Source organism: Pseudomonas sp. Nvir (assembly GCF_963778085.1).
Lineage (GTDB): Bacteria > Pseudomonadota > Gammaproteobacteria > Pseudomonadales > Pseudomonadaceae > Aquipseudomonas > Aquipseudomonas juntendi.
This window is the reverse complement of the sequence record NZ_OY970405.1, coordinates 209,105-234,331: the sequence shown is the minus strand read 5'-3', so window position 1 is coordinate 234,331 and position 25,227 is coordinate 209,105. Positions and strand designations below refer to the sequence as shown.

General features: G+C 59.3%; 4 protein-coding genes. All 4 read right to left on the bottom strand.

What is annotated here, in order from left to right:
- Nucleotides 1–6 precede the first annotated feature (6 nt).
- Nucleotides 7–1,026, bottom strand: a complete 1,020-nt coding sequence (locus tag AACG97_RS01310; protein ID WP_009682387.1) for an ABC transporter substrate-binding protein — start codon at nucleotides 1,024–1,026, stop codon at nucleotides 7–9.
- Nucleotides 1,027–1,043: 17 nt separating this feature from the next.
- Entirely contained in the window at nucleotides 1,044–1,943 is a 900-nt protein-coding gene (locus AACG97_RS01305) for a TauD/TfdA dioxygenase family protein (protein ID WP_029885341.1), read from the bottom strand.
- 197 nt (nucleotides 1,944–2,140) lie between these two features.
- Nucleotides 2,141–2,482: a hypothetical protein gene (locus AACG97_RS01300; RefSeq protein WP_009682385.1), complete on the bottom strand. Its 342-nt coding sequence runs from the start codon at nucleotides 2,480–2,482 to the stop codon at nucleotides 2,141–2,143.
- Nucleotides 2,483–2,694: 212 nt separating this feature from the next.
- Nucleotides 2,695–25,206: a retention module-containing protein gene (locus AACG97_RS01295; protein WP_338463290.1), complete on the bottom strand. Its 22,512-nt coding sequence runs from the start codon at nucleotides 25,204–25,206 to the stop codon at nucleotides 2,695–2,697.
- Nucleotides 25,207–25,227: the final 21 nt, after the last annotated feature.

Sequence of the window (25,227 nt, the reverse complement as noted above, 5' to 3'; positions counted from 1 at the left end):
GATCGCTCAGCTCCCCTGCAACGGGCGTTCATCCTGGAAGAAATAGTCCTTCCACGATTCGGGCTTGTGCTTGATGGCGCCGACCCGATACAGGAAATCGGCCAGCTTGTAGGTATTCTTTGGCGTGATTGTGAACTCGTATTGCGGGTTGTCGATCAGCTTGATCAGCGCGTCGCGGTCGATCTTGGCCTTGGTCACGCGGATGTAGGTATCGGCAGCGGCTGCCTTATCGTTCTGGGCGAAGTCTGCCGCTTCGGCCAGGGCGTCGACAAAGGCCTTGTAGGTTTTTGGGTTGTCCTTGCGGAATTTTTCGGTGGCAAACAGCAACGTCGGCGAGTTGGGGCCGAGCAGGTCATAGCTGTTGAGCACCACGTGCACGTTCTTGTTGGCCAGTACCTGATCTTGGAACGGCGGATTGGAGAAGTGCCCGTTCAGTTCGGTGCCGCCGGCCAGCAACGCGGCAGTGGCGTCTGGGTGCGGTACCGCCAAGGTAAACTTGTCGAGCCGGTTGTATTCCTTGTCGCCCCACTGTTGGGCAGCGGCGTACTGCAGGAAGCGCGACTGCACCGAAACGCCTACCGCCGGCACCGCGATGCGGTCCTTGTCGGAGATGTCGGCAATAGTCTTCACATTGGGGTTGCTGCTGACCAGGTAATACGGGAAGTTGCCCAGCGAAGCCACGGCCTTGACGTTCTGCCGACCCTTGGTGCGGTCCCAGACGGTCAGCAGCGGGCCGACGCCAGCGCCGGCGATGTCCACCGAGCCAGACAGCAAAGCGTCATTGATGGCCGAACCACCCGACAGTTGGGCCCAGTCGACTTCGATGTCGATGCCCTGCTCTTTACCGTGCTTCTCGATCAGGTGCTGGTCGCGTACCACGTTAAGTAGCAAGTAGACGATGCCAAACTGCTCGGCTATGCGGATCTTGCCTTCTGCTCGTGCCACGGCAGGGGCTGCCAGACTGCTGGCGACCAGGCTAACGCCCAAGCCGATACTTGCCGCCAGGCGGCTGATGGGTTTGCGCATGATGGTTTCCTCAGTCTTCAGAAAGGGGCATCGCCCTGGATAGTGGTGCGGTAGAGCTTGCGCCGCAGGTGGGAGGGGCAACCGGTAGCCAGGTGGATCAGCGAGCGGTTGTCCCAGAACACCAGATCATGGGGCTGCCACTGGTGGCGATAGAGGTTCTGCTCCAGTACGCTCAGGGCGTACAGCTGTTGCAACACGTCGCGGCTTTCGTCGTCTGGCAGGCCAACAATGCGAGTGGTGAAGCCTTCGCTGACAAACAGCGCCCTACGGCCGTTTTCCGGGTGGGTACGCACCACCGGGTGGATGACCTCCTTCACCTGAGCCAGCTGCTCGGCAGTCAAGGTCGGGCGCCAGTTGCCCTCAAACTTGGTTTCTGCGTAGCGGGCAGTGTACGAGTGAGCGGCACTGCGGCCTTCGACCACTTTGCGCAGGGCGTCAGGCACGGCGTCCCAGGCTTTATGCATGTCGGCAAACAGGGTGTCGCCACCTTCGCTGGGCAACTCCTGCGCATGCAGCATGGAACCCAGGCTAGGCAGTTCCTTGTATGACAGGTCCGAGTGCCAGAACTTGCCGGCGTCACCCAGACCGATGTGCTGGCCGTTTTCGATGATGTTGGAAACGATCAGGATCTCGGGGTGGCCAGCAAGCAGGAACTGCTTGAGCACGTGGATCTGCAATTCGCCGAAACGTCGGCTGAAGGCTATTTGCTGTTCCGGGCTGATGCGCTGGTCGCGGAACACCAGCACATGATGATCGAGGTGGGCACGACGGATTCGGCTGAAATCCTCGGCGTTGACAGGCCTGGCCAGATCCAGGCCGATGATTTCGGCACCGGTGGCTCCGGCGAACGGGCGGATTTCGAAGGGTTGCGGCTGGGCGCTGTCGATGATCGACAATGCGTTCGAGGCGGCTGACATTATTCACTCCCACGCAGTGCGCGACTTCAATTCGCGCAACGATCAGAAACGCACGGGGATTTCCCGTGTGGGTTCAAGTCGTGCGGCGCATCGATTGGTCGACGGGTACGCAGTGGAAGCAACTATAAAGTCATAAACAAGATATTTTAAATACCGTTAAGGAATATCAATAGCATCGCAACCGAGGCGTCATAGCCTCAGATCAACCCGCCCTGCTCATCTTCGTCGATCAGGTTATTCAGGCTGCTGAGGGCCTTGCGCGCGGTAGCGCGGTTCAGCAGCTTGGCCTGTGCCCCCGGCGGCAGGTCAGTGATCTTGAATACCCCTTTGGCAGTCAGCACATCGATCAGGTCTTCAAGTACGCGGATCATGTCCAGGTCACTTTGCTTGAGCTGATTGAGGCTGTTTTCCACGACATCATCGGCAAACCATTCCTGAATATCGGCGTGGTCGGCGGGGAGCATCTCGGTGAACGCATCAAAAGCGGCTGCCTCTACACGCAGCAACTCACCGGCGGCATTGCGTTGCACGTAGAACATGGCGGTGTCCCTCGTCACTTTGGTTCCTTGTTGGTAGGCAGCAGCATAGGCAAAGATCAGCGGGCACGCAGGCCCAACGCCTGAGTATGCGCTGTCGGAAGATGCCGGGAAAGAGCCGGCACGGCCATTACCCGGTTGATGGGGCCCTTGCGGGCGCGGCTTTGTGGGATCAAGCAGGGGCCACGACGGTAAGGCGCGGCCCCTTCAACACATCAGCTGTCCTTGTTATGGATGATGATGGTCGGGTCAGCACCACTGATCAACGAGTTGATCGTGGTGTTGGACCAGTTCACCCCTTCGAGCTTGATGGTCACATCGGCATTGGCGATACCCCCTGCGGCGTTGAGCTTGCCTTCGCTGCTGACCTGCAAGGTGGTTGTACCTTCAACCGTGGTGAGTTTCAGGTAATTGTCGATGGTGCTGCCCTTCTCGCCTTGCAGCAGATCGCTCAAGTCGATCTTGTCCTTGTCCCCCATCTTGAAGTCTTTGATGACGTCGTTACCGAAATCACCCGCCTTCCACACGAAGGTGTCTGCGCCGCTGCCACCAATCAGGATATCGTCGCCCTGGCCACCGATGAGGGTGTCGTTCCCGGTACCGCCCAGCAAAATATCGTTGCCTTTGCCACCATCGAGCGTGTCGTTACCACCTTGGCCAAAGAGAATGTCGTTGCCGTTGCCGCCCGACAGGATGTCGTTGCCGTCTTTGGCGCCGGAGATGTCAAACTCGTTGTAATGCTCAGTGATGTACTGGTGGACATTGCTGGTGGTGATGGAGCTGACATCAACGCCGCTCTTCTGTGCAACGTAGGTTTGCAGTGCCTGGTAGCCCTCGCTGACGACACCATTGAGGGTAATCAGGTCGCCGAAGATGATGTCGTTGCCGTTGCCACCGTCGATGGTATCGGCACCTGGCAAAGTGGCTTCGGTATGACCGAGAATCGCCTTCGCCAGGTCGGACGGGTCGATGTTGGTCTGCGGCTTGCCTGCGCTGTCGTAAGGCTTCAGATCATTGAGGCTGATGTCGTCGTTCAAGCCAATAGCGTAGACCTTGCTCAAACCGGGAACTGTAGAACTGCCTCCCAACAGCACGAAGCTGTCGGTCGTATTCGAGGCTGAATCATTCCAGTTCGAGGTCGTGCCCTTACCAGTGCCGCCCTGGCTGGAAAACTCGTAAGTACCATCGCCTTGAGCATGAATCGTACCCAGCGTGTCGCTGGAGTAAAGAACGAAATTACCCCATATGTTATAGCCATAGGTCGAGACTTTGACCACGCCAGTACTGCTGATATCAACTTTGTGCGTCGCATCAGCCCATTCGCTGAAGGTGCCCCCCACTTTGTAGTTGTTGACATTGACAACATCGTCGAGGGTCTTGCCACCCGTCCACAGCCGTTTGTCGGTAACTTCATTGCGTTGATAGAACGTCGGTTTGCCGTCCGTGATGAAGTACGTCAGGTTGTCCGCACCGGCGTTTCCGGTAGCCATCGTGCTCTTGAAGAAGTTTGCAGTAGTCTTGAAGGCGTCTTCGTAGTTAGTACCGCCACCCTCTGTCCCACCTTGCATCGACTTCAAAACAGCCTGCAATTGGCTGAGGGCATTCGGGTCGGCAAGGTTCACTGCGACGTTCATGTTGACCTGCGAATCGAAGTCCACCAGGAAAATGTTTACCGTACCCGACGTGTCGGAACCCAAGCTTGCTTTGAGCGTGGAGAACACCGAAGCCAGCTGCGACTTGGCAGCAGCAATCGAGTCGTCAGTCATACTGCCGGAACTGTCCACGATAAACGCGATGTTGTAGTTCTTGCCCGCTACAACGTTCAGCCCGGAAACATCTGCAACAATGATGTCGTTACCTTCGCTGCCAGTCATGGCGTCGTTGCCCGATGTGCCTACGCTGGCCTTGTAGGTCGCGGGATACACGGTTACCGGGATATTGCCGGTGGTAATAGCCGAACCACCCACGCTTTCAGTGGCAGTCGAGATGACCGTGACGTCGAACGAACCTTTGTAGTAGGTCGGTGGCGTGAGCGTAAGGCTGCTGAGTTTCCAGCCCGTTACATCCACCGGCGTGCTGCCTACCGTGACGGTATGGCCTGCACCGTCGCTGAGTACGGTCCCTTTGGGGATACCACTGAGGCTTACGCTCAGGGTTTCCGAACCGTCAGTGTCGGTCAGGGCGGTGGAGATAGCCACCAGTTTGACCGAGCCGCCTTCCGGCCCTTCGTTGAGCTTGTAGCCGTCGTAGTAGCTCTGCCCGTTCACAGTGTGCAGATCGGACACGCCCAGGCCAGCCTTGGCCATCTCGGTCACGTTCTGGTACATCTTGATGTTCGAGCTGCTCAGGTCGGTGACAGCACCGGTGCCGACCTTGATGTTCAGGTCATAGCTGCCTGGGCCGGCCTGGTTGGCATGGTAGACCTCGATCGGGTAGTAGCCGCTGGTGTTCGGGATAAAGGTCCCCGACACCTGGCCACCAGCACCCCAGGTGGCAGTGACCACAGTCTTGCCGCCGATGGTGACCACGAAGCTGTCGTCTGCAGTGCCGCTGAAGGTGTAGGTCTTGCCGGCTTCGAGGTAGATCAGGCCAGAGGTTTTCGAGCCGGTGCCACCTGCAACGCTGCCATCGGACTGAACATTGGTCGTGGTGCTGCTGGAGCTGGCACTGCCCGAGTTGGCAAAGACCGCCTTCAGGTCATCGCCGGTAATGCCGTTACCCCCCGTGCCCAGACCTTTGAGGCTGTTCCAGACTTCCTTGGTGAGGCCTTTGGAATCAATGTCGGCGCTGCCGAAACTCAGCGTCGGCTTGTCGGCAACCGGGCGAATGTCGACCTTCATGGTCGAGTCAGTGCCTACGTTGGTGCCGTCATTCGGCTTGAACTTGAATTGCGCGTAGTCGGCTTGCTGGTTGCCCACGCCGGTGCCGCCATAATTATCGGTACCCGACTCGTTGCGCAGCGGAACGAACTTCAGGTTGCCGGCCTCGATGCTGGCCTGGCTGACAACCTGGCCAACGCCCACATTGGTCCAGGCCGTACCGTTGAAGAACTGCAACGTGCCGGAACCCGGGATCGAGCTGATGGTTACCGACAGACCAGTGTTGCCATCGGGGTCGGAAACATTGAAGTCGCTCCAGGCAAACACATAGTCGGTGTCTTCCACACCAAACACTGCACCGTCGCGCGAAACCGGCACGTGGTCGTTGTCCACGATGGCCGTGGTAACGCTCGACTTGCTGGTATCCACCTGCAGGTTCTCGAACTTGCCACCCGACACGCCTACGATCGTTACCACAAAGTTTTCGGTACCTTCGACCAGCTTGTCGTCGATGGTGCCGATGGTGAACGTGGTACCGCTGCTATTGGCCGGAATCTTCACAGTGGTCACACCGATGAAGTCCTCGCCGTTCTTGGCGGTGCCGCTGTAGCTGAGCGTGACGGTGACTTCGTCCTTGGCCTCGTGGGTGAGGTTCAGGGTGTAAGTACCCGTCTCGCCTTCGTTCAGAGACGTCGTGCCGTTGATGCTGACTTTGGCAACGTCACCTTGGCCAGACGGTTCATCGGTTACCGATGTGCTGACGCTGGTAGTGCTCGGCACCAGTTTCTCGAACACCTTGTCGCCGCTCACGGTGATGTCGGTGATCGACTTGGTGATCGTCGGCTGGCCGCCTACGTATACGTCGTCCGGCGCATTGATGGTCACGCTGCCGGTGGCCGAACCCGCATTGATGGTGACCTGGGTGCCACCGCTCAGGGTGACGGTCACACCGCCATGGCCGGTAACCGGCAGGTTGCTGTTATCGCCCACCAGGGTCACGGTGTACGTGATCGCGCCACCTTCGGCCACGGTGGACTTGTCCACCGACAGCACTGCAGTGACCTTGCTTTCGGTATCGGTCACGCTGACCGAGGCCGGGTTGCTGAACTCCAGCTTCTCGAAGGTGGCGTTCGGCACTTCGGCCTTGCTGATACCCACCGTGACGGTGCCCGGGTCCTTGAACACGTCGTCACCTTGCGCCGGTGCGGTGTAGACCTTGCTGGTCTCACCCGCCTTGAAGAGCACGGTGTCGTTGTTGCTCAGGGTGACGGTCAGGTCCTTGTCCAGCGGCTTGTTCAGGCTGACGGTGAAGGTCGGTGCAGTGGCTTCGTTGACCGAAGACTGGTTGGCAACGATGCTGACCTTGACCAGGTCGCCTTGGCCAGACGGTTCGTCGGTTACCGATGTGCTGACGCTGGTAGTGCTCGGCACCAGTTTCTCGAACACCTTGTCGCCGCTCACGGTGATGTCGGTGATCGACTTGGTGATCGTCGGCTGGCCGCCTACGTATACGTCGTCCGGCGCATTGATGGTCACGCTGCCGGTGGCCGAACCCGCATTGATGGTGACCTGGGTGCCACCGCTCAGGGTGACGGTCACACCGCCATGGCCGGTAACCGGCAGGTTGCTGTTATCGCCCACCAGGGTCACGGTGTACGTGATCGCGCCACCTTCGGCCACGGTGGACTTGTCCACCGACAGCACTGCAGTGACCTTGCTTTCGGTATCGGTCACGCTGACCGAGGCCGGGTTGCTGAACTCCAGCTTCTCGAAGGTGGCGTTCGGCACTTCGGCCTTGCTGATACCCACCGTGACGGTGCCCGGGTCCTTGAACACGTCGTCACCTTGCGCCGGTGCGGTGTAGACCTTGCTGGTCTCACCCGCCTTGAAGAGCACGGTGTCGTTATTGCTCAGGGTAACGGTCAGGTCCTTGTCTAGCGGCTTGTTCAGGCTGACGGTGAAGGTTGGTGCAGTGGCTTCGTTGACCGAAGACTGGTTGGCAACGATGCTGACCTTGACCAGGTCGCCTTGGCCAGACGGTTCGTCGGTTACCGATGTGCTGACTTTGGTGCTGCCCAGATTCAGTTGCTCGAACTGATCGGCGCCAGCACCTTCGACTTTGGTCAGGCCTTGGGTGATGGTGACCGGGTCGTTGACGTAGACGTTGTCTGGCGCAGTGACGGTAACCGAACCGGTGGCCTCACCTGCCTTGACGGTCACAGTAGTGCCATCAGTCAGCGTGAAGGTCAGACCTTTGTGGTTGGTTACTGGCAAGCTTGGATCAGCGCTGACCAGAGTCACGGTGTAGGTGATCTTGCCGCCTTCAGCGACGGTGGTGTTGTCTACCGACAGTTCAGCAGTCACCGGGCTCTGCGTATCGGTCACAGCTACGGACGCAGGCTGGCCGATCTGCAGGTTTTCCAGCTGCTCGCCGACCACTTCTGCCTTGGTGATGCTGACGGTGATCTTGCCTTCATCCTTGAACACGTCATCGCCCTGCGCCGGTGCGGCGTAGGACTTGGTGGTCTCGCCTGCCGCGAAGGTCAGGGTGGCACCGGTGCTCAGGGTTACGGTGAACGGCTTGTCCAAAGCCTTGTTCAGGGTGACGGTGAAGGTTGGTTCAGTGGCTTCGTTGACCGAAACTTGATCGGCCACGATGCTGACCTTGACCAGATCGCCTTCGTTGTTGCCACCTGGGTTACCTGGAGTGCCCGGCTCATCGGTAACTACTGTGCTGACAGTATCTTTGCCCAGGTTCAGTTGTTCGAATTGATCGGCGCCGGCGCCTTCGACTTTGGTCAGGCCTTGGGTAATAGTCACCGGATCGTTGACGTAGACGTTGTCTGGAGCGGTGACGGTAACCGAACCGGTAGCCTCGCCTGCCTTGACAGTCACAGTAGTGCCGTCAGTCAGCGTGAAGGTCAGACCTTTGTGGTTGGTTACCGGCAGGCTCGGATCGGCGCTGATCAGGGTCACGGTGTAGGTGATCTTGCCGCCTTCGGACACAGTGGTGTTATCCACAGTGAGCTGGGCAGTAACCGGGCTCTGCGTATCGGTCACAGCTACGGACGCAGGCTGGCCGATCTGCAGGTTTTCCAGTTGCTCACCGACCACTTCGGCCTTGGTGATGCTGACAGTGATCTTGCCTTCATCCTTGAACACGTCATCGCCCTGCGCCGGTGCGGCGTAGGACTTGGTGGTCTCACCTGCCGCGAAGGTCAGGGTGGCACCAGTGCTCAGGGTTACGGTGAACGGCTTGTCGAGCGCCTTGTTCAAGGTAACGGTGAAGGTTGGTTCAGTGGCTTCGTTGACCGAGACTTGATCGGCCACGATGCTGACTTTGACCAAGTCACCTTCGTTGTTGCCGCCTGGGTTACCCGGAGTACCCGGTTCATCGGTGACTACTGTGCTGACGGTATCTTTGCCCAGGTTCAGTTGTTCGAACTGATCGGCGCCGGCGCCTTCGACCTTGGTCAGGCCTTGGGTGATGGTGACCGGGTCGTTGACGTAGACGTTGTCTGGCGCAGTGACGGTAACCGAACCGGTGGCCTCACCTGCCTTGACGGTCACAGTAGTGCCATCAGTCAGCGTGAAGGTCAGACCTTTGTGGTTGGTTACTGGCAAGCTTGGATCAGCGCTGACCAGAGTCACGGTGTAGGTGATCTTGCCGCCTTCAGCGACGGTGGTGTTGTCTACCGACAGTTCAGCAGTCACGGGGCTCTGCGTATCGGTCACAGCTACGGACGCAGGCTGACCGATCTGCAGGTTTTCCAGTTGCTCGCCGACCACTTCCGCCTTGGTGATGCTGACGGTGATCTTGCCTTCGTCCTTGAACACGTCATCGCCCTGCGCCGGTGCGGCATAGGACTTGGTGGTCTCGCCTGCCGCGAAGGTCAGGGTGGCACCGGTGCTCAGGGTTACGGTGAACGGCTTGTCCAAAGCCTTGTTCAGGGTGACGGTGAAGGTTGGTTCGGTTGCTTCGTTGACCGAAACTTGATCGGCCACGATGCTGACCTTGACCAGATCGCCTTCGTTATTGCCACCTGGGTTACCTGGAGTGCCTGGCTCATCGGTAACTACTGTGCTGACAGTATCTTTGCCCAGGTTCAGTTGTTCGAACTGATCGGCGCCGGCGCCTTCGACTTTGGTCAGGCCTTGGGTAATGGTCACCGGATCGTTGACGTAGACGTTGTCTGGCGCAGTGACAGTGGTGGTGCCGACCGATTCACCGGCTTTGACCGTGACGATGGTACCGTCGGTCAGGGTGAAGGTCAGACCCTTGTGGTTGGTCACTGGCAGGCTCGGATCGGCGCTGACCAGGGTCACGGTGTAGGTGATCTTGCCGCCTTCAGCGACGGTAGTGTTGTCTACCGACAGTTCAGCAGTAACCGGGCTCTGCGTATCGGTGACCGCCACAGTTGCAGGCTGACCGATCTGCAGGTTTTCCAGCTGCTCACCGACCACTTCGGCCTTAGTGATGCTGACAGTGATCTTGCCTTCGTCCTTGAACACGTCATCGCCCTGCGCCGGTGCGGCGTAGGACTTGGTGGTCTCGCCTGCTGCGAAGGTCAGGGTGGCACCAGTGCTCAGGGTTACGGTGAATGGCTTGTCCAAAGCCTTGTTCAGGGTGACAGTGAAGGTTGGCTCAGTGGCTTCGTTGACCGAGACTTGATCGGCCACGATGCTGACTTTGACCAAGTCACCTTCGTTGTTGCCGCCCGGGTTACCCGGAGTGCCTGGCTCATCGGTGACTACTGTGCTGACGGTATCTTTGCCCAGGTTCAGTTGTTCGAACTGATCGGCGCCGGCGCCCTCGACCTTGGTCAGGCCTTGGGTAACGGTCACCGGATCGTTGACGTAGACGTTGTCTGGCGCAGTGACAGTGGTGGTGCCGACCGATTCACCGGCTTTGACCGTGACGATGGTACCGTCGGTCAGGGTGAAGGTCAGACCCTTGTGGTTGGTCACTGGCAGGCTCGGATCGGCGCTGACCAGGGTCACGGTGTAGGTGATCTTCCCACCTTCGGCCACAGTGGTGTTATCCACAGTGAGCTGGGCAGTAACCGGGCTCTGCGTATCGGTGACCGCCACAGTTGCAGGCTGACCGATCTGCAGGTTTTCCAGCTGCTCACCGACCACTTCGGCCTTAGTGATGCTGACAGTGATCTTGCCTTCGTCCTTGAACACGTCATCGCCCTGCGCCGGTGCGGCGTAGGACTTGGTGGTCTCGCCTGCTGCGAAGGTCAGGGTGGCACCAGTGCTCAGGGTTACGGTGAATGGCTTGTCCAAAGCCTTGTTCAGGGTGACAGTGAAGGTTGGCTCAGTGGCTTCGTTGACCGAGACTTGATCGGCCACGATGCTGACTTTGACCAAGTCACCTTCGTTGTTGCCGCCCGGGTTACCCGGAGTGCCTGGCTCATCGGTGACTACTGTGCTGACGGTATCTTTGCCCAGGTTCAGTTGTTCGAACTGATCGGCGCCGGCGCCCTCGACCTTGGTCAGGCCTTGGGTAACGGTCACCGGATCGTTGACGTAGACGTTGTCTGGCGCAGTGACAGTGGTGGTGCCGACCGATTCACCGGCTTTGACCGTGACGATGGTACCGTCGGTCAGGGTGAAGGTCAGACCCTTGTGGTTGGTCACTGGCAGGCTCGGATCGGCGCTGACCAGGGTCACGGTGTAGGTGATCTTCCCACCTTCGGCCACAGTGGTGTTATCCACAGTGAGCTGGGCAGTCACCGGGCTCTGCGTATCGGTGACCGCCACAGTTGCAGGCTGACCGATCTGCAGGTTTTCCAGCTGCTCACCGACCACTTCGGCCTTAGTGATGCTGACAGTGATCTTGCCTTCGTCCTTGAACACGTCATCGCCCTGCGCCGGTGCGGCGTAGGACTTGGTGGTCTCACCTGCCGCAAAGGTCAGGGTGGCACCGGTGCTCAGGGTCACGGTGAACGGCTTGTCCAAAGCCTTATTCAGGGTGACGGTGAAGGTTGGCTCAGTGGCTTCATTGACCGAGACTTGATCGGCCACGATCGTGACTTTGACCAAGTCGCCTTCGTTGTTGCCGCCTGGGTTGCCCGGTGTGCCTGGCTCGTCAGTCACGGAGGTGCTGACGGTATCTTTGCCCAGATTCAGTTGTTCGAACTGATCAGCGCCGGCGCCTTCGACTTTGGTCAGGCCTTGGGTAATAGTCACCGGATCGTTGACGTAGACGTTGTCTGGAGCGGTGACGGTAACCGAACCGGTAGCCTCGCCTGCCTTGACAGTCACAGTAGTGCCGTCAGTCAGCGTGAAGGTCAGACCTTTGTGGTTGGTTACCGGCAGGCTCGGATCGGCGCTGATCAGGGTCACGGTGTAGGTGATCTTGCCGCCTTCGGACACAGTGGTGTTATCCACAGTGAGCTGGGCAGTCACCGGGCTCTGCGTATCGGTCACAGCTACGGACGCAGGCTGACCGATCTGCAGGTTTTCCAGTTGCTCGCCGACGACTTCCGCCTTGGTGATGCTGACGGTGATTTTGCCTTCGTCCTTGAACACGTCATCGCCCTGCGCCGGTGCGGCATAGGACTTGGTGGTCTCGCCTGCTGCGAAGGTCAGGGTGGCACCAGTGCTCAGGGTTACGGTGAATGGCTTGTCCAAAGCCTTGTTCAGGGTGACAGTGAAGGTTGGCTCAGTGGCTTCGTTGACCGAGACTTGATCGGCCACGATGCTGACTTTGACCAAGTCACCTTCGTTGTTGCCGCCCGGGTTACCCGGAGTGCCTGGCTCATCGGTGACTACTGTGCTGACGGTATCTTTGCCCAGGTTCAGTTGTTCGAACTGATCGGCGCCGGCGCCCTCGACCTTGGTCAGGCCTTGGGTAACGGTCACCGGATCGTTGACGTAGACGTTGTCTGGCGCAGTGACAGTGGTGGTGCCGACCGATTCACCGGCTTTGACCGTGACGATGGTACCGTCGGTCAGGGTGAAGGTCAGACCCTTGTGGTTGGTCACTGGCAGGCTCGGATCGGCGCTGACCAGGGTCACGGTGTAGGTGATCTTGCCGCCTTCAGCGACGGTAGTGTTGTCTACCGACAGTTCAGCAGTAACCGGGCTCTGCGTATCGGTGACCGCCACAGTTGCAGGCTGACCGATCTGCAGGTTTTCCAGCTGCTCACCGACCACTTCGGCCTTAGTGATGCTGACAGTGATCTTGCCTTCGTCCTTGAACACGTCATCGCCCTGCGCCGGTGCGGCGTAGGACTTGGTGGTCTCGCCTGCCGCGAAGGTCAGGGTCGCACCGGTGCTCAGGGTTACGGTGAATGGCTTGTCCAAAGCCTTGTTCAGGGTGACGGTGAAGGTTGGTTCAGTGGCTTCGTTAACCGAAACTTGATCGGCCACGATCGTGACTTTGACCAAGTCGCCTTCGTTGTTGCCGCCTGGGTTGCCCGGTGTGCCTGGCTCGTCAGTCACGGAGGTGCTGACGGTATCTTTGCCCAGATTCAGTTGTTCGAACTGATCAGCGCCGGCGCCTTCGACTTTGGTCAGGCCTTGGGTAATAGTCACCGGATCGTTGACGTAGACGTTGTCTGGAGCGGTGACGGTAACCGAACCGGTAGCCTCGCCTGCCTTGACAGTCACAGTAGTGCCGTCAGTCAGCGTGAAGGTCAGACCTTTGTGGTTGGTTACCGGCAGGCTCGGATCGGCGCTGATCAGGGTCACGGTGTAGGTGATCTTGCCGCCTTCGGACACAGTGGTGTTATCCACAGTGAGCTGGGCAGTCACCGGGCTCTGCGTATCGGTCACAGCTACGGACGCAGGCTGACCGATCTGCAGGTTTTCCAGTTGCTCGCCGACGACTTCCGCCTTGGTGATGCTGACGGTGATTTTGCCTTCGTCCTTGAACACGTCATCGCCCTGCGCCGGAGCGGCGTAGGACTTGGTGGTCTCGCCTGCTGCGAAGGTCAGGGTGGCACCGGTGCTCAGGGTTACGGTGAATGGCTTGTCGAGCGCCTTGTTCAGGGTGACGGTGAAGGTCGGCTCAGTGGCTTCATTCACGGACAGCTGATCGGCAGCGATGGTGACCTTGACCAAGTCGCCTTCGTTGTTGCCGCCTGGGTTACCCGGAGTACCCGGCTCGTCAGTCACGGAGGTGCTGACAGTATCTTTGCCCAGGTTCAGTTGTTCGAACTGATCGGCGCCAGCGCCTTCAACCTTGGTCAGGCCTTGGGTGATGGTGATTGGATCATTGACGTAGACGTTGTCTGGCGCGGTGACGGTAACCGAACCAGTGGCCTCGCCTGCCTTGACGGTCACGGTGGTGCCGTCAGTCAGGGTGAAAGTCAGGCCTTTATGATTAGTCACTGGCAGGCTCGGATCGGCGCTGACCAGAGTCACGGTGTAGGTGATCTTGCCGCCTTCAGCGACGGTAGTGTTGTCTACCGACAGTTCAGCAGTAACCGGGCTCTGCGTATCGGTCACAGCTACGGACGCAGGCTGGCCGATCTGCAGGTTTTCCAGTTGCTCACCGACCACTTCGGCCTTGGTGATGCTGACAGTGATCTTGCCTTCATCCTTGAACACGTCATCGCCCTGCGCCGGTGCGGCATAGGACTTGGTGGTCTCGCCTGCCGCGAAGGTCAGGGTGGCACCGGTGCTCAGGGTTACGGTGAACGGCTTGTCCAAAGCCTTGTTCAGGGTGACGGTGAAGGTTGGTTCGGTTGCTTCGTTGACCGAAACTTGATCGGCCACGATGCTGACCTTGACCAGATCGCCTTCGTTATTGCCACCTGGGTTACCTGGAGTACCCGGTTCATCGGTGACTACTGTGCTGACGGTATCTTTGCCCAGGTTCAGTTGTTCGAACTGATCGGCGCCGGCGCCTTCGACTTTGGTCAGGCCTTGGGTAATGGTCACCGGATCGTTGACGTAGACGTTGTCTGGCGCAGTGACAGTGGTGGTGCCGACCGATTCACCGGCTTTGACCGTGACGATGGTACCGTCGGTCAGGGTGAAGGTCAGGCCCTTGTGGTTGGTCACTGGCAGGCTCGGATCGGCGCTGACCAGGGTCACGGTGTAAGTGATCTTCCCACCTTCGGCCACAGTGGTGTTATCCACAGTGAGCTGGGCAGTCACCGGGCTCTGCGTATCGGTGACCGCAACGGTAGCAGGCTGGCCGATCTGCAGGTTTTCCAGTTGCTCACCGACCACTTCGGCCTTGGTGATGCTGACAGTGATCTTGCCTTCATCCTTGAACACGTCATCGCCCTGCGCCGGTGCGGCGTAGGACTTGGTGGTCTCACCTGCCGCGAAGGTCAGGGTCGCACCAGTGCTCAAGGTCACGGTGAACGGCTTGTCGAGCGCCTTGTTCAAGGTAACGGTGAAGGTTGGCTCAGTCGCCTCATTCACGGACAGCTGATCCGCAGCGATGGTGACCTTGACCAGGTCGCCTTCGTTGTTGCCACCCGGGTTGCCTGGAGTGCCCGGCTCATCGGTAACTACTGTGCTGACAGTATCTTTGCCCAGGTTCAGTTGTTCGAATTGATCGGCGCCGGCGCCTTCGACTTTGGTCAGGCCTTGGGTAATAGTCACCGGATCGTTGACGTAGACGTTGTCTGGAGCGGTGACGGTAACCGAACCGGTAGCCTCGCCTGCCTTGACAGTCACAGTAGTGCCGTCAGTCAGCGTGAAGGTCAGACCTTTGTGGTTGGTTACCGGCAGGCTCGGATCGGCGCTGATCAGGGTCACGGTGTAGGTGATCTTGCCGCCTTCGGACACAGTGGTGTTATCCACAGTGAGCTGGGCAGTAACCGGGCTCTGCGTATCGGTCACAGCTACGGACGCAGGCTGGCCGATCTGCAGGTTTTCCAGTTGCTCACCGACCACTTCGGCCTTGGTGATGCTGACAGTGATCTTGCCTTCATCCTTGAACACGTCATCGCCCTGCGCCGGTGCGGCGTAGGACTTGGTGGTCTCACCTGCCGCGAAGGTCAGGGTGGCACCAGTGCTCAGGGTTACGGTGAACGGCTTGTCGAGCGCCTTGTTCAAGGTAACGGTGAAGGTTGGTTCAGTGGCTTCGTTGACCGAGACTTGATCGGCCACGATGCTGACTTTGACCAAGTCACCTTCGTTGTTGCCGCCTGGGTTACCCGGAGTACCCGGTTCATCGGTGACTACTGTGCTGACGGTATCTTTGCCCAGGTTCAGTTGTTCGAACTGATCGGCGCCGGCGCCTTCGACCTTGGTCAGGCCTTGGGTAATGGTCACCGGATCGTTGACGTAGACGTTGTCTGGCGCAGTGACAGTGGTGGTGCCGACCGATTCACCGGCTTTGACCGTGACGATTGTGCCGTCGGTCAGGGTGAAGGTCAGGCCCTTGTGGTTGGTCACTGGCAGGCTCGGATCGGCGCTGACCAGGGTCACGGTGTAAGTGATCTTGCCACCTTCGGCCACAGTGGTGTTATCCACAGTGAGCTGAGCAGTAACCGGGCTCTGCGTATCGGTCACAGCTACGGACGCAGGCTGGCCGATCTGCAGGTTTTCCAGTTGCTCGCCGACGACTTCCGCCTTGGTGATGCTGACGGTGATTTTGCCTTCGTCCTTGAACACGTCATCGCCCTGCGCCGGAGCGGCGTAGGACTTAGTGGTCTCGCCTGCCGCGAAGGTCAGGGTGGCACCAGTGCTCAGGGTTACGGTGAATGGCTTATCGAGCGCCTTGTTCAGAGTGACGGTGAAGGTTGGCTCAGTCGCCTCATTCACGGACAGCTGATCCGCAGCGATGGTGACCTTGACCAGGTCGCCTTCGTTATTGCCACCTGGGTTACCTGGAGTGCCCGGCTCATCGGTAACTACTGTGCTGACAGTATCTTTGCCCAGGTTCAGTTGTTCGAATTGATCGGCGCCGGCGCCTTCGACTTTGGTCAGGCCTTGGGTAATAGTCACCGGATCGTTGACGTAGACGTTGTCTGGAGCGGTGACGGTAACCGAACCGGTAGCCTCGCCTGCCTTGACAGTCACAGTAGTGCCGTCAGTCAGCGTGAAGGTCAGACCTTTGTGGTTGGTTACCGGCAGGCTCGGATCGGCGCTGATCAGGGTCACGGTGTAGGTGATCTTGCCGCCTTCGGACACAGTGGTGTTATCCACAGTGAGCTGGGCAGTAACCGGGCTCTGCGTATCGGTCACAGCTACGGACGCAGGCTGGCCGATCTGCAGGTTTTCCAGTTGCTCACCGACCACTTCGGCCTTGGTGATGCTGACAGTGATCTTGCCTTCATCCTTGAACACGTCATCGCCCTGCGCCGGTGCGGCGTAGGACTTGGTGGTCTCACCTGCCGCGAAGGTCAGGGTGGCACCAGTGCTCAGGGTTACGGTGAACGGCTTGTCGAGCGCCTTGTTCAAGGTAACGGTGAAGGTTGGTTCAGTGGCTTCGTTGACCGAGACTTGATCGGCCACGATGCTGACTTTGACCAAGTCACCTTCGTTGTTGCCGCCTGGGTTACCCGGAGTACCCGGTTCATCGGTGACTACTGTGCTGACGGTATCTTTGCCCAGGTTCAGTTGTTCGAACTGATCGGCGCCGGCGCCTTCGACCTTGGTCAGGCCTTGGGTAATGGTCACCGGATCGTTGACGTAGACGTTGTCTGGCGCAGTGACAGTGGTGGTGCCGACCGATTCACCGGCTTTGACCGTGACGATTGTGCCGTCGGTCAGGGTGAAGGTCAGGCCCTTGTGGTTGGTCACTGGCAGGCTCGGATCGGCGCTGACCAGGGTCACGGTGTAAGTGATCTTGCCACCTTCGGCCACAGTGGTGTTATCCACAGTGAGCTGAGCAGTAACCGGGCTCTGCGTATCGGTCACAGCTACGGACGCAGGCTGGCCGATCTGCAGGTTTTCCAGTTGCTCGCCGACGACTTCCGCCTTGGTGATGCTGACGGTGATTTTGCCTTCGTCCTTGAACACGTCATCGCCCTGCGCCGGAGCGGCATAGGACTTGGTGGTTTCACCTGCCGCGAAGGTCAGGGTCGCACCGGTGCTCAGGGTTACGGTGAACGGCTTGTCGAGCGCCTTATTCAAGGTAACGGTGAAGGTTGGTTCGGTTGCTTCGTTGACCGAGACTTGATCGGCCACGATGCTGACTTTGACCAAGTCACCTTCGTTGTTGCCGCCTGGGTTACCCGGAGTACCCGGCTCGTCAGTCACGGAGGTGCTGACGGTATCTTTGCCCAGGTTCAGTTGTTCGAACTGATCGGCGCCAGCGCCTTCGACCTTGGTCAGGCCTTGGGTGATGGTGACTGGATCATTGACGTAGACGTTGTCTGGTGCAGTAACGGTAACCGAACCGGTGGCCTCACCTGCTTTAACGGTCACAGTGGTGCCGTCTGTCAGCGTGAAGGTCAGACCCTTGTGGTTGGTTACTGGCAGGCTCGGATCAGCGCTGACCAGAGTCACGGTGTAGGTGATCTTGCCGCCTTCAGCGACGGTAGTGTTATCCACAGTGAGCTGGGCAGTAACCGGGCTCTGCGTATCGGTGACCGCAACGGTAGCAGGCTGGCCGATCTGCAGATTTTCCAGCTGCTCGCCGACCACTTCCGCCTTGGTGATGCTGACGGTGATCTTGCCTTCGTCCTTGAACACGTCATCGCCCTGCGCCGGAGCGGCATAGGACTTGGTGGTCTCGCCTGCTGCGAAGGTCAGGGTGGCACCGGTGCTCAGGGTTACGGTGAATGGCTTGTCGAGCGCCTTGTTCAGGGTGACGGTGAAGGTCGGCTCGGTGGCTTCATTCACGGACAGCTGATCGGCAGCGATGCTGACCTTGACCAAGTCGCCTTGGCCAGACGGCTCGTCAGTAACCTGAGTTTGTACCTCGGTCTTGTCCAGAGTCAGTTGCTCGAACTTCCACGCATCCTGGCCGCTGACCGAATCAATGGCGTTGACCACTGGTGCGTTGGTGCCGACGTAGACGTTGTCCGGCGCGATAACAGTGGCCGAACCGGTGGTGCTGTTGGCCGCCACGACAATGTTGGTGCCGTCGGTCAGCTTGAAGAACAGCTCCGCGTGGTTGTTGATCGGCAGACCATCTTTGTTGGTCAGCGTGATGGTGTAGGTAATCTCGCCGCCTTCGGCCACCGATGGGGTAGCGGTCAGTTTGGCGACCACTTCATCGATGGTGTCGGTGACTTTTACCGAAGCGTCGCCGCCCAGTTGCAGGTTCTCGAACGCTGCACCGGTAGCATCGGCCGCCGACTTGATGCCCAAGGTGATTTCGCCGGCGTCTTGGTAGACGTCATCGCCCTGTGCGTCGTGAGTGTACGGCTCGCTCGAAGTTTGACCGGCCTTGATTGTCACGACTGCGTTATTGCTCAGGGTCACAGTCAGGTCATGCGCCAGCACCGTGTTTATGTGCACGGTAAAGGTCGGTTTGACGTTCTCGGCGACCGAAACCTGGTCAGCTGTGATGGTGACCTTGACGATGTCGCCTTCGTTGCCCGGGGTACCAGGCTCGTCGGTGACCTGGGTGCTGACCTCGGCCTTGTCCAGGGTCAGCTGCTCGAACTTCCACGCATCCTGGCCGCTGACCGAGTCAATAGCGTTGACCACTGGCGCGTTGGCGCCGACGTAGACGTTGTCCGGCGCGATAACCGTGGCCGAACCGGTGGTGCTGTTGGCCGCCACGACGATATTGGTGCCGTCGCTCAGCTTGAAGTACAGCTCCGCGTGGTTGTTGATCGGCAGGCCATCTTTGTTGGTAAGCGTGATGGTGTAGGTAATCTCGCCGCCTTCGGTTACCGATGGGGTAGCGGTCAGTTTGGCGACCACTTCATCGATGGTGTCGGTGACTTTTACCGAAGCGTCGCCGCCCAGTTGCAGGTTCTCGAACGCTGCACCGGTAGCGTCGGCTGCCGACTTGATGCCCAAGGTGATTTCGCCGGCATCTTGGTAGACGTCATCGCCCTGTGCTGCGTGCTCGTAAGCCGCGGTGGTTTCGCCAGCCTTGATGGTGACCTTGGCATCGTTGCTCAGGGTCACGACCAGGTCGTGGGCCAAAGGCTGATTGATATGCACGGTGAACGTCGGTTTGACGTTCTCGGCGACCGAGGTCTGGTCAGCTGTGATGGTGACCTTGACGATGTCACCTTCGTTGCCCGGAGTGCCAGGCTCGTCGGTGACCTGAGTGCTGACCTCGGCCTTGTCCAGGGTCAGCTGCTCGAACTTCCACGCATCCTGGCCGCTGACCGAGTCAATGGCGTTGACCACTGGCGCGTTGGCGCCGACGTAGACGTTGTCCGGCGCGATAACCGTGGCCGAACCGGTGGTGCTGTTGGCCGCCACGACGATATTGGTGCCGTCGCTCAGCTTGAAGTACAGCTCCGCGTGGTTGTTGATCGGCAGGCCATCTTTGTTGGTAAGCGTGATGGTGTAGGTAATCTCGCCGCCTTCGGTTACCGATGGGGTAGCGGTCAGTTTGGCGACCACTTCATCGATGGTGTCGGTGACTTTTACCGAAGCGTCGCCGCCCAGTTGCAGGTTCTCGAACGCTGCACCGGTAGCGTCGGCTGCCGACTTGATGCCCAAGGTGATTTCGCCGGCATCTTGGTAGACGTCATCGCCCTGTGCTGCGTGCTCGTAAGCCGCGGTGGTTTCGCCAGCCTTGATGGTGACCTTGGCATCGTTGCTCAGGGTCACGACCAGGTCGTGGGCCAAAGGCTGATTGATATGCACGGTGAACGTCGGTTTGACGTTCTCGGCGACCGAGGTCTGGTCAGCTGTGATGGTGACCTTGACGATGTCACCTTCGTTGCCCGGAGTGCCAGGCTCGTCGGTGACCTGAGTGCTGACCTCGGCCTTGTCCAGGGTCAGCTGCTCGAACTTCCACGCATCCTGGCCGCTGACCGAGTCAATGGCGTTGACCACTGGCGCGTTGGCGCCGACGTAGACGTTGTCCGGCGCGATAACCGTGGCCGAACCGGTGGTGCTGTTGGCCGCCACGACGATATTGGTGCCGTCGCTCAGCTTGAAGTACAGCTCCGCGTGGTTGTTGATCGGCAGGCCATCTTTGTTGGTAAGCGTGATGGTGTAGGTAATCTCGCCGCCTTCGGTTACCGATGGGGTAGCGGTCAGTTTGGCGACCACTTCATCGATGGTGTCGGTGACTTTTACCGAAGCGTCGCCGCCCAGTTGCAGGTTCTCGAACGCTGCACCGGTAGCGTCGGCTGCCGACTTGATGCCCAAGGTGATTTCGCCGGCATCTTGGTAGACGTCATCGCCCTGTGCTGCGTGCTCGTAAGCCGCGGTGGTTTCGCCAGCCTTGATGGTGACCTTGGCATCGTTGCTCAGGGTCACGACCAGGTCGTGAGCCAAAGGCTGATTGATATGCACGGTGAACGTCGGTTTAACGTTCTCGGCGACCGAGGTCTGGTCGGCCGTGATGGTGACCTTGACGATGTCACCTTCGTTGCCCGGAGTGCCAGGCTCGTCGGTGACCTGGGTGCTGACCTCGGTCTTGTCCAGGGTCAGCTGCTCGAACTTCCACGCATCCTGGCCGCTGACCGAGTCAATGGCGTTGACCACTGGCGCGTTGGTGCCGACGTAGACGTTGTCCGGCGCGATAACAGTGGCCGAACCGGTGGTGCTGTTGGCCGCCACGACAATGTTGGTGCCGTCGGTCAGCTTGAAGTACAGGTCCGAAGGGTTGTTGATCGGCAGACCATCTTTGTTGGTCAGCGTGATGGTGTAGGTAATCTCGCCGCCTTCGGTTACCGAAGGGCTCGCGGTCAGCGTGGCTACAACCTCACTGATGGTGTCTGAGATTTCAACAGTCGCGGGGCTACCGAACTCCAGCTTCTCAAAGGTGGCACCTGGGACGCTTGCGTCAGTAACGCCAAGAGTGAGAGAGCCGGGATCTTTGAAGACATCATCACCTTGGGCTGCCGCCTTGTACTCCACCTCTGTTTTACCGGCTTCAATGGTGACCTTGTCGCCATTGGACAGGGTAACGGTCAGTGGCCTATCCAGCGCCTGACTGACTTTTACAGTAAAGACAGGCTGCTGATCTTCAGTCACATTGCCATTGCTGACGATGCTCACAGTTACAGGGTCAATGCTGTCCTGGATGACAGTCGATGCAGGTGTTGGGTCCGGCGTCAGTTGCTCGAAGTTGCCACCGGTAGCTTTGTCGATGGTGACATTGACGGTCGAGCCGTTGTTGTAAACGTCGTTGGCCGGGGTCTGGAAGTCGACACTGCCCTGGGTCTTGCCAGCTTCAACGGTCACGGTCTGGCCGTTGGACAGGGTCACGGTTACCGGCGTCTGAGCAGGGTTGCTCAGGGTGACGGTGTAGGTGATCACGCCGCCTTCGGTCACGCTCGGCGATGCAGTGAGGGTCGCGGTGGTGGTGTCGACCGAATCATTGATCGTGGTCTGGGCCGGAGTCGGGTTCGGGGTCAGTTGTTCGAAGTTACCGCCGGTGGCTTTCTCGATGGTGACGCTGACAGTCGAGCCATTGTTGTAAACGTCGTTGGCCGGCGTCTGGAAATCGACACTGCCCTGAGTCTTGCCGGCTTCAACGGTTACGGTCTGGCCGTTGGACAGGGTCACGGTTACCGGCGTCTGGGCAGGATTGCTCAGGGTCACGGTGTAGGTGATCACACCGCCTTCGGTCACCGACGGGCTCGCGGTCAACGTTGCAGTGGTGGTGTCGACCGAGTCGTTGATCGTGGTCTGGGCCGGAGTCGGGTTCGGGGTCAGCTGTTCGAAGTTACCGCCAGTGGCGTTTTCGATGGTGACGCTAACGGTCGAGCCATTGTTGTAAACGTCGTTAGCCGGCGTCTGGAAATCGACACTGCCCTGAGTCTTACCCGCTTCAACGGTCACAGTCTGGCCGTTGGACAGGGTCACGGTTACCGGGGTCTGAGCAGGGTTGCTCAGGGTCACGGTATAGGTGATCACGCCGCCTTCGGTCACGCTCGGCGATGCAGTGAGGGTTGCGGTGGTGGTGTCGACCGAATCATTGATCGTGGTCTGAGCCGGAGTCGGGTTCGGGGTCAGTTGCTCGAAGTTACCGCCGGTAGCGTTTTCGATGGTGACGCTGATGGTCGAGCCGTTGTTGTAGACGTCGTTGGCCGGGGTCTGGAAATCGACACTGCCCTGGGTCTTACCCGCTTCAACGGTCACAGTCTGGCCGTTGGACAGGGTCACGGTTACCGGCGTCTGGGCAGGATTGCTCAGGGTGACGGTGTAGGTGATCACACCGCCTTCGGTCACCGACGGGCTCGCGGTCAAAGTTGCAGTGGTGGTGTCGACCGAATCATTGATCGTGGTCTGAGCCGGAGTCGGGTTCGGGGTCAGTTGCTCGAAGTTACCGCCGGTAGCGTTTTCGATGGTGACGCTGATGGTCGAGCCGTTGTTGTAGACGTCGTTGGCCGGGGTCTGGAAATCGACACTGCCCTGGGTCTTACCCGCTTCAACGGTCACAGTCTGGCCGTTGGACAGGGTCACGGTTACCGGCGTCTGGGCAGGATTGCTCAGGGTGACGGTGTAGGTGATCACACCGCCTTCGGTCACCGACGGGCTCGCGGTCAAAGTTGCAGTGGTGGTGTCGACCGAGTCATTGATCGTGGTTTGAGCTGGGGTCGGGTTCGGCGTCAGTTGTTCGAAGTTACCGCCAGTGGCGTTTTCGATGGTGACGCTAACGGTGGAGCCATTGTTGTAAACGTCGTTGGCCGGGGTCTGGAAATCGACACTGCCCTGAGTCTTACCCGCTTCAACGGTCACAGTCTGGCCGTTGGACAGGGTCACGGTTACCGGGGTCTGAGCAGGGTTGCTCAGAGTCACGGTATAGGTGATCACGCCGCCTTCGGTCACGCTCGGCGATGCAGTGAGGGTCGCGGTGGTGGTGTCGACCGAGTCATTGATCGTGGTTTGAGCCGGAGTCGGGTTCGGAGTCAGTTGTTCGAAGTTACCGCCAGTGGCGTTTTCGATGGTGACGCTAACGGTCGAGCCGTTGTTGTAAACGTCGTTGGCCGGGGTCTGGAAATCGACACTGCCCTGAGTCTTGCCGGCTTCAACGGTTACGGTCTGGCCGTTGGACAGGGTCACGGTTACCGGGGTCTGGGCAGGATTGCTCAGGGTGACGGTGTAGGTGATCACGCCGCCTTCGGTCACCGACGGGCTCGCGGTCAACGTTGCAGTGGTGGTGTCCACCGAATCATTGATCGTGGTTTGAGCTGGGGTCGGGTTCGGGGTCAGTTGTTCGAAGTTACCGCCGGTGGCGTTCTCGATGGTGACGCTGACAGTCGAACCGTTGTTGTAGACGTCGTTGGCCGGCGTCTGGAAATCGACACTGCCCTGAGTCTTACCCGCTTCAACGGTCACGGTCTGGCCGTTGGACAGGGTCACAGTAACCGGCGTCTGAGCAGGGTTGCTCAACGTCACGGTATAGGTGATCACGCCGCCTTCGGTCACGCTCGGCGATGCAGTGAGGGTCGCGGTGGTGGTGTCGACCGAGTCATTGATCGTGGTCTGGGCCGGAGTCGGGTTCGGCGTCAGTTGTTCGAAGTTGCCGCCAGTGGCGTTTTCGATGGTGACGCTAACGGTCGAGCCGTTGTTGTAAACGTCGTTGGCCGGGGTCTGGAAATCGACACTGCCCTGAGTCTTACCCGCTTCAACGGTCACAGTCTGGCCGTTGGACAGGGTCACGGTTACCGGGGTCTGAGCAGGGTTGCTCAGGGTCACGGTATAGGTGATCACGCCGCCTTCGGTCACGCTCGGCGATGCAGTGAGAGTTGCGGTGGTGGTGTCGACCGAATCATTGATCGTGGTCTGGGCCGGAGTCGGATTCGGGGTCAGTTGCTCGAAGTTACCGCCGGTGGCGTTCTCGATGGTGACGCTGACAGTCGAGCCGTTGTTGTAGACGTCGTTGGCCAGGGTCTGGAAATCGACACTGCCCTGAGTCTTACCCGCTTCAACGGTCACAGTCTGGCCGTTGGACAGGGTCACGGTTACCGGGGTCTGAGCAGGGTTGCTCAGGGTCACGGTATAGGTGATCACGCCGCCCTCGGTCACACTCGGCGAAGCCGTAAGCGTTGCGGTGGTGGTGTCGATGGTATCAGTCACCTGGGTGACCGCCGGCGTTTGCGGCAATGTGACGGTCAGGCCGCCACCGCCAGTACTCCCGGTGACGGTCGTCGAGATCTGCCCGCCATCAATGTAAGGCGTATCGTTTGCCGGTACCTGGACATTGACACTGCCGCTTGTCTGCCCCGCCGGTATGGTGATCACGGCACCATTGGACAGGGTAATCACCAGGTTGGTAGTTGGCGCCTGACCCACGGTGGCGGTATAGACGATGACGCCACCCGCTTCACTGATGGAAGGGGTGGCGCCGAGGACAAGGTCGGTAGCAACGTTGGCGTCGGTGGTCGGTGGGGTCACCAGATTGTTGTTGGTGCCCAGCTGACCGACCTGCACGCTGTTGAGCGCGGCTGCAGAGCTTAAACCCTCGGTGGGGAAACCGACGGTCGGATCAACCCGGCCCGCAGTCTCTTCCAGCATTACGAAGCTATGGCCGCCGCCCGCCGCGCCACCACCACCCGCTGCCGACGGACCAGCAGCGGTAGCTTCAAGCTCGGTAGTCGGGTCGACACCCGCAGCAATCGCCTGCTGCAGCTCTTCTACCGAAGGCGCTGCCTGGGCAGTGGCCTGGGCAAGGTCGGTGCTGCTGTCGGGTGTATCGGCGCTCCACTGGCTGTCACGGCCAAGGTCGAGCAGGCGGCCATCAGCCAGTTCCAGGGTAACTGCGCCACCAGGGCCAGTGAGCACTTCCTCACCGGCCAACAGACGGTCACCTTCAATGAGTACACGCCGGATGCCCTCTGGGGATACCGCGATAACCTGGCCGACAATACTTTTGACGATGGCTACAACGCTGCTCATTGGACTCTCCGTGTGACCCAG

Excerpts from the sequence above, each read along its gene's own strand:
- AACG97_RS01310 (WP_009682387.1), bottom strand. The coding sequence starts at position 1,026 with ATGCGCAAACCCATCAGCCGCCTGGCGGCAAGTATCGGCTTGGGCGTT.
- AACG97_RS01305 (WP_029885341.1), bottom strand. The coding sequence starts at position 1,943 with ATGTCAGCCGCCTCGAACGCATTGTCGATCATCGACAGCGCCCAGCCG.
- AACG97_RS01300 (WP_009682385.1), bottom strand. The coding sequence starts at position 2,482 with ATGTTCTACGTGCAACGCAATGCCGCCGGTGAGTTGCTGCGTGTAGAG.
- AACG97_RS01295 (WP_338463290.1), bottom strand. The coding sequence starts at position 25,206 with ATGAGCAGCGTTGTAGCCATCGTCAAAAGTATTGTCGGCCAGGTTATC.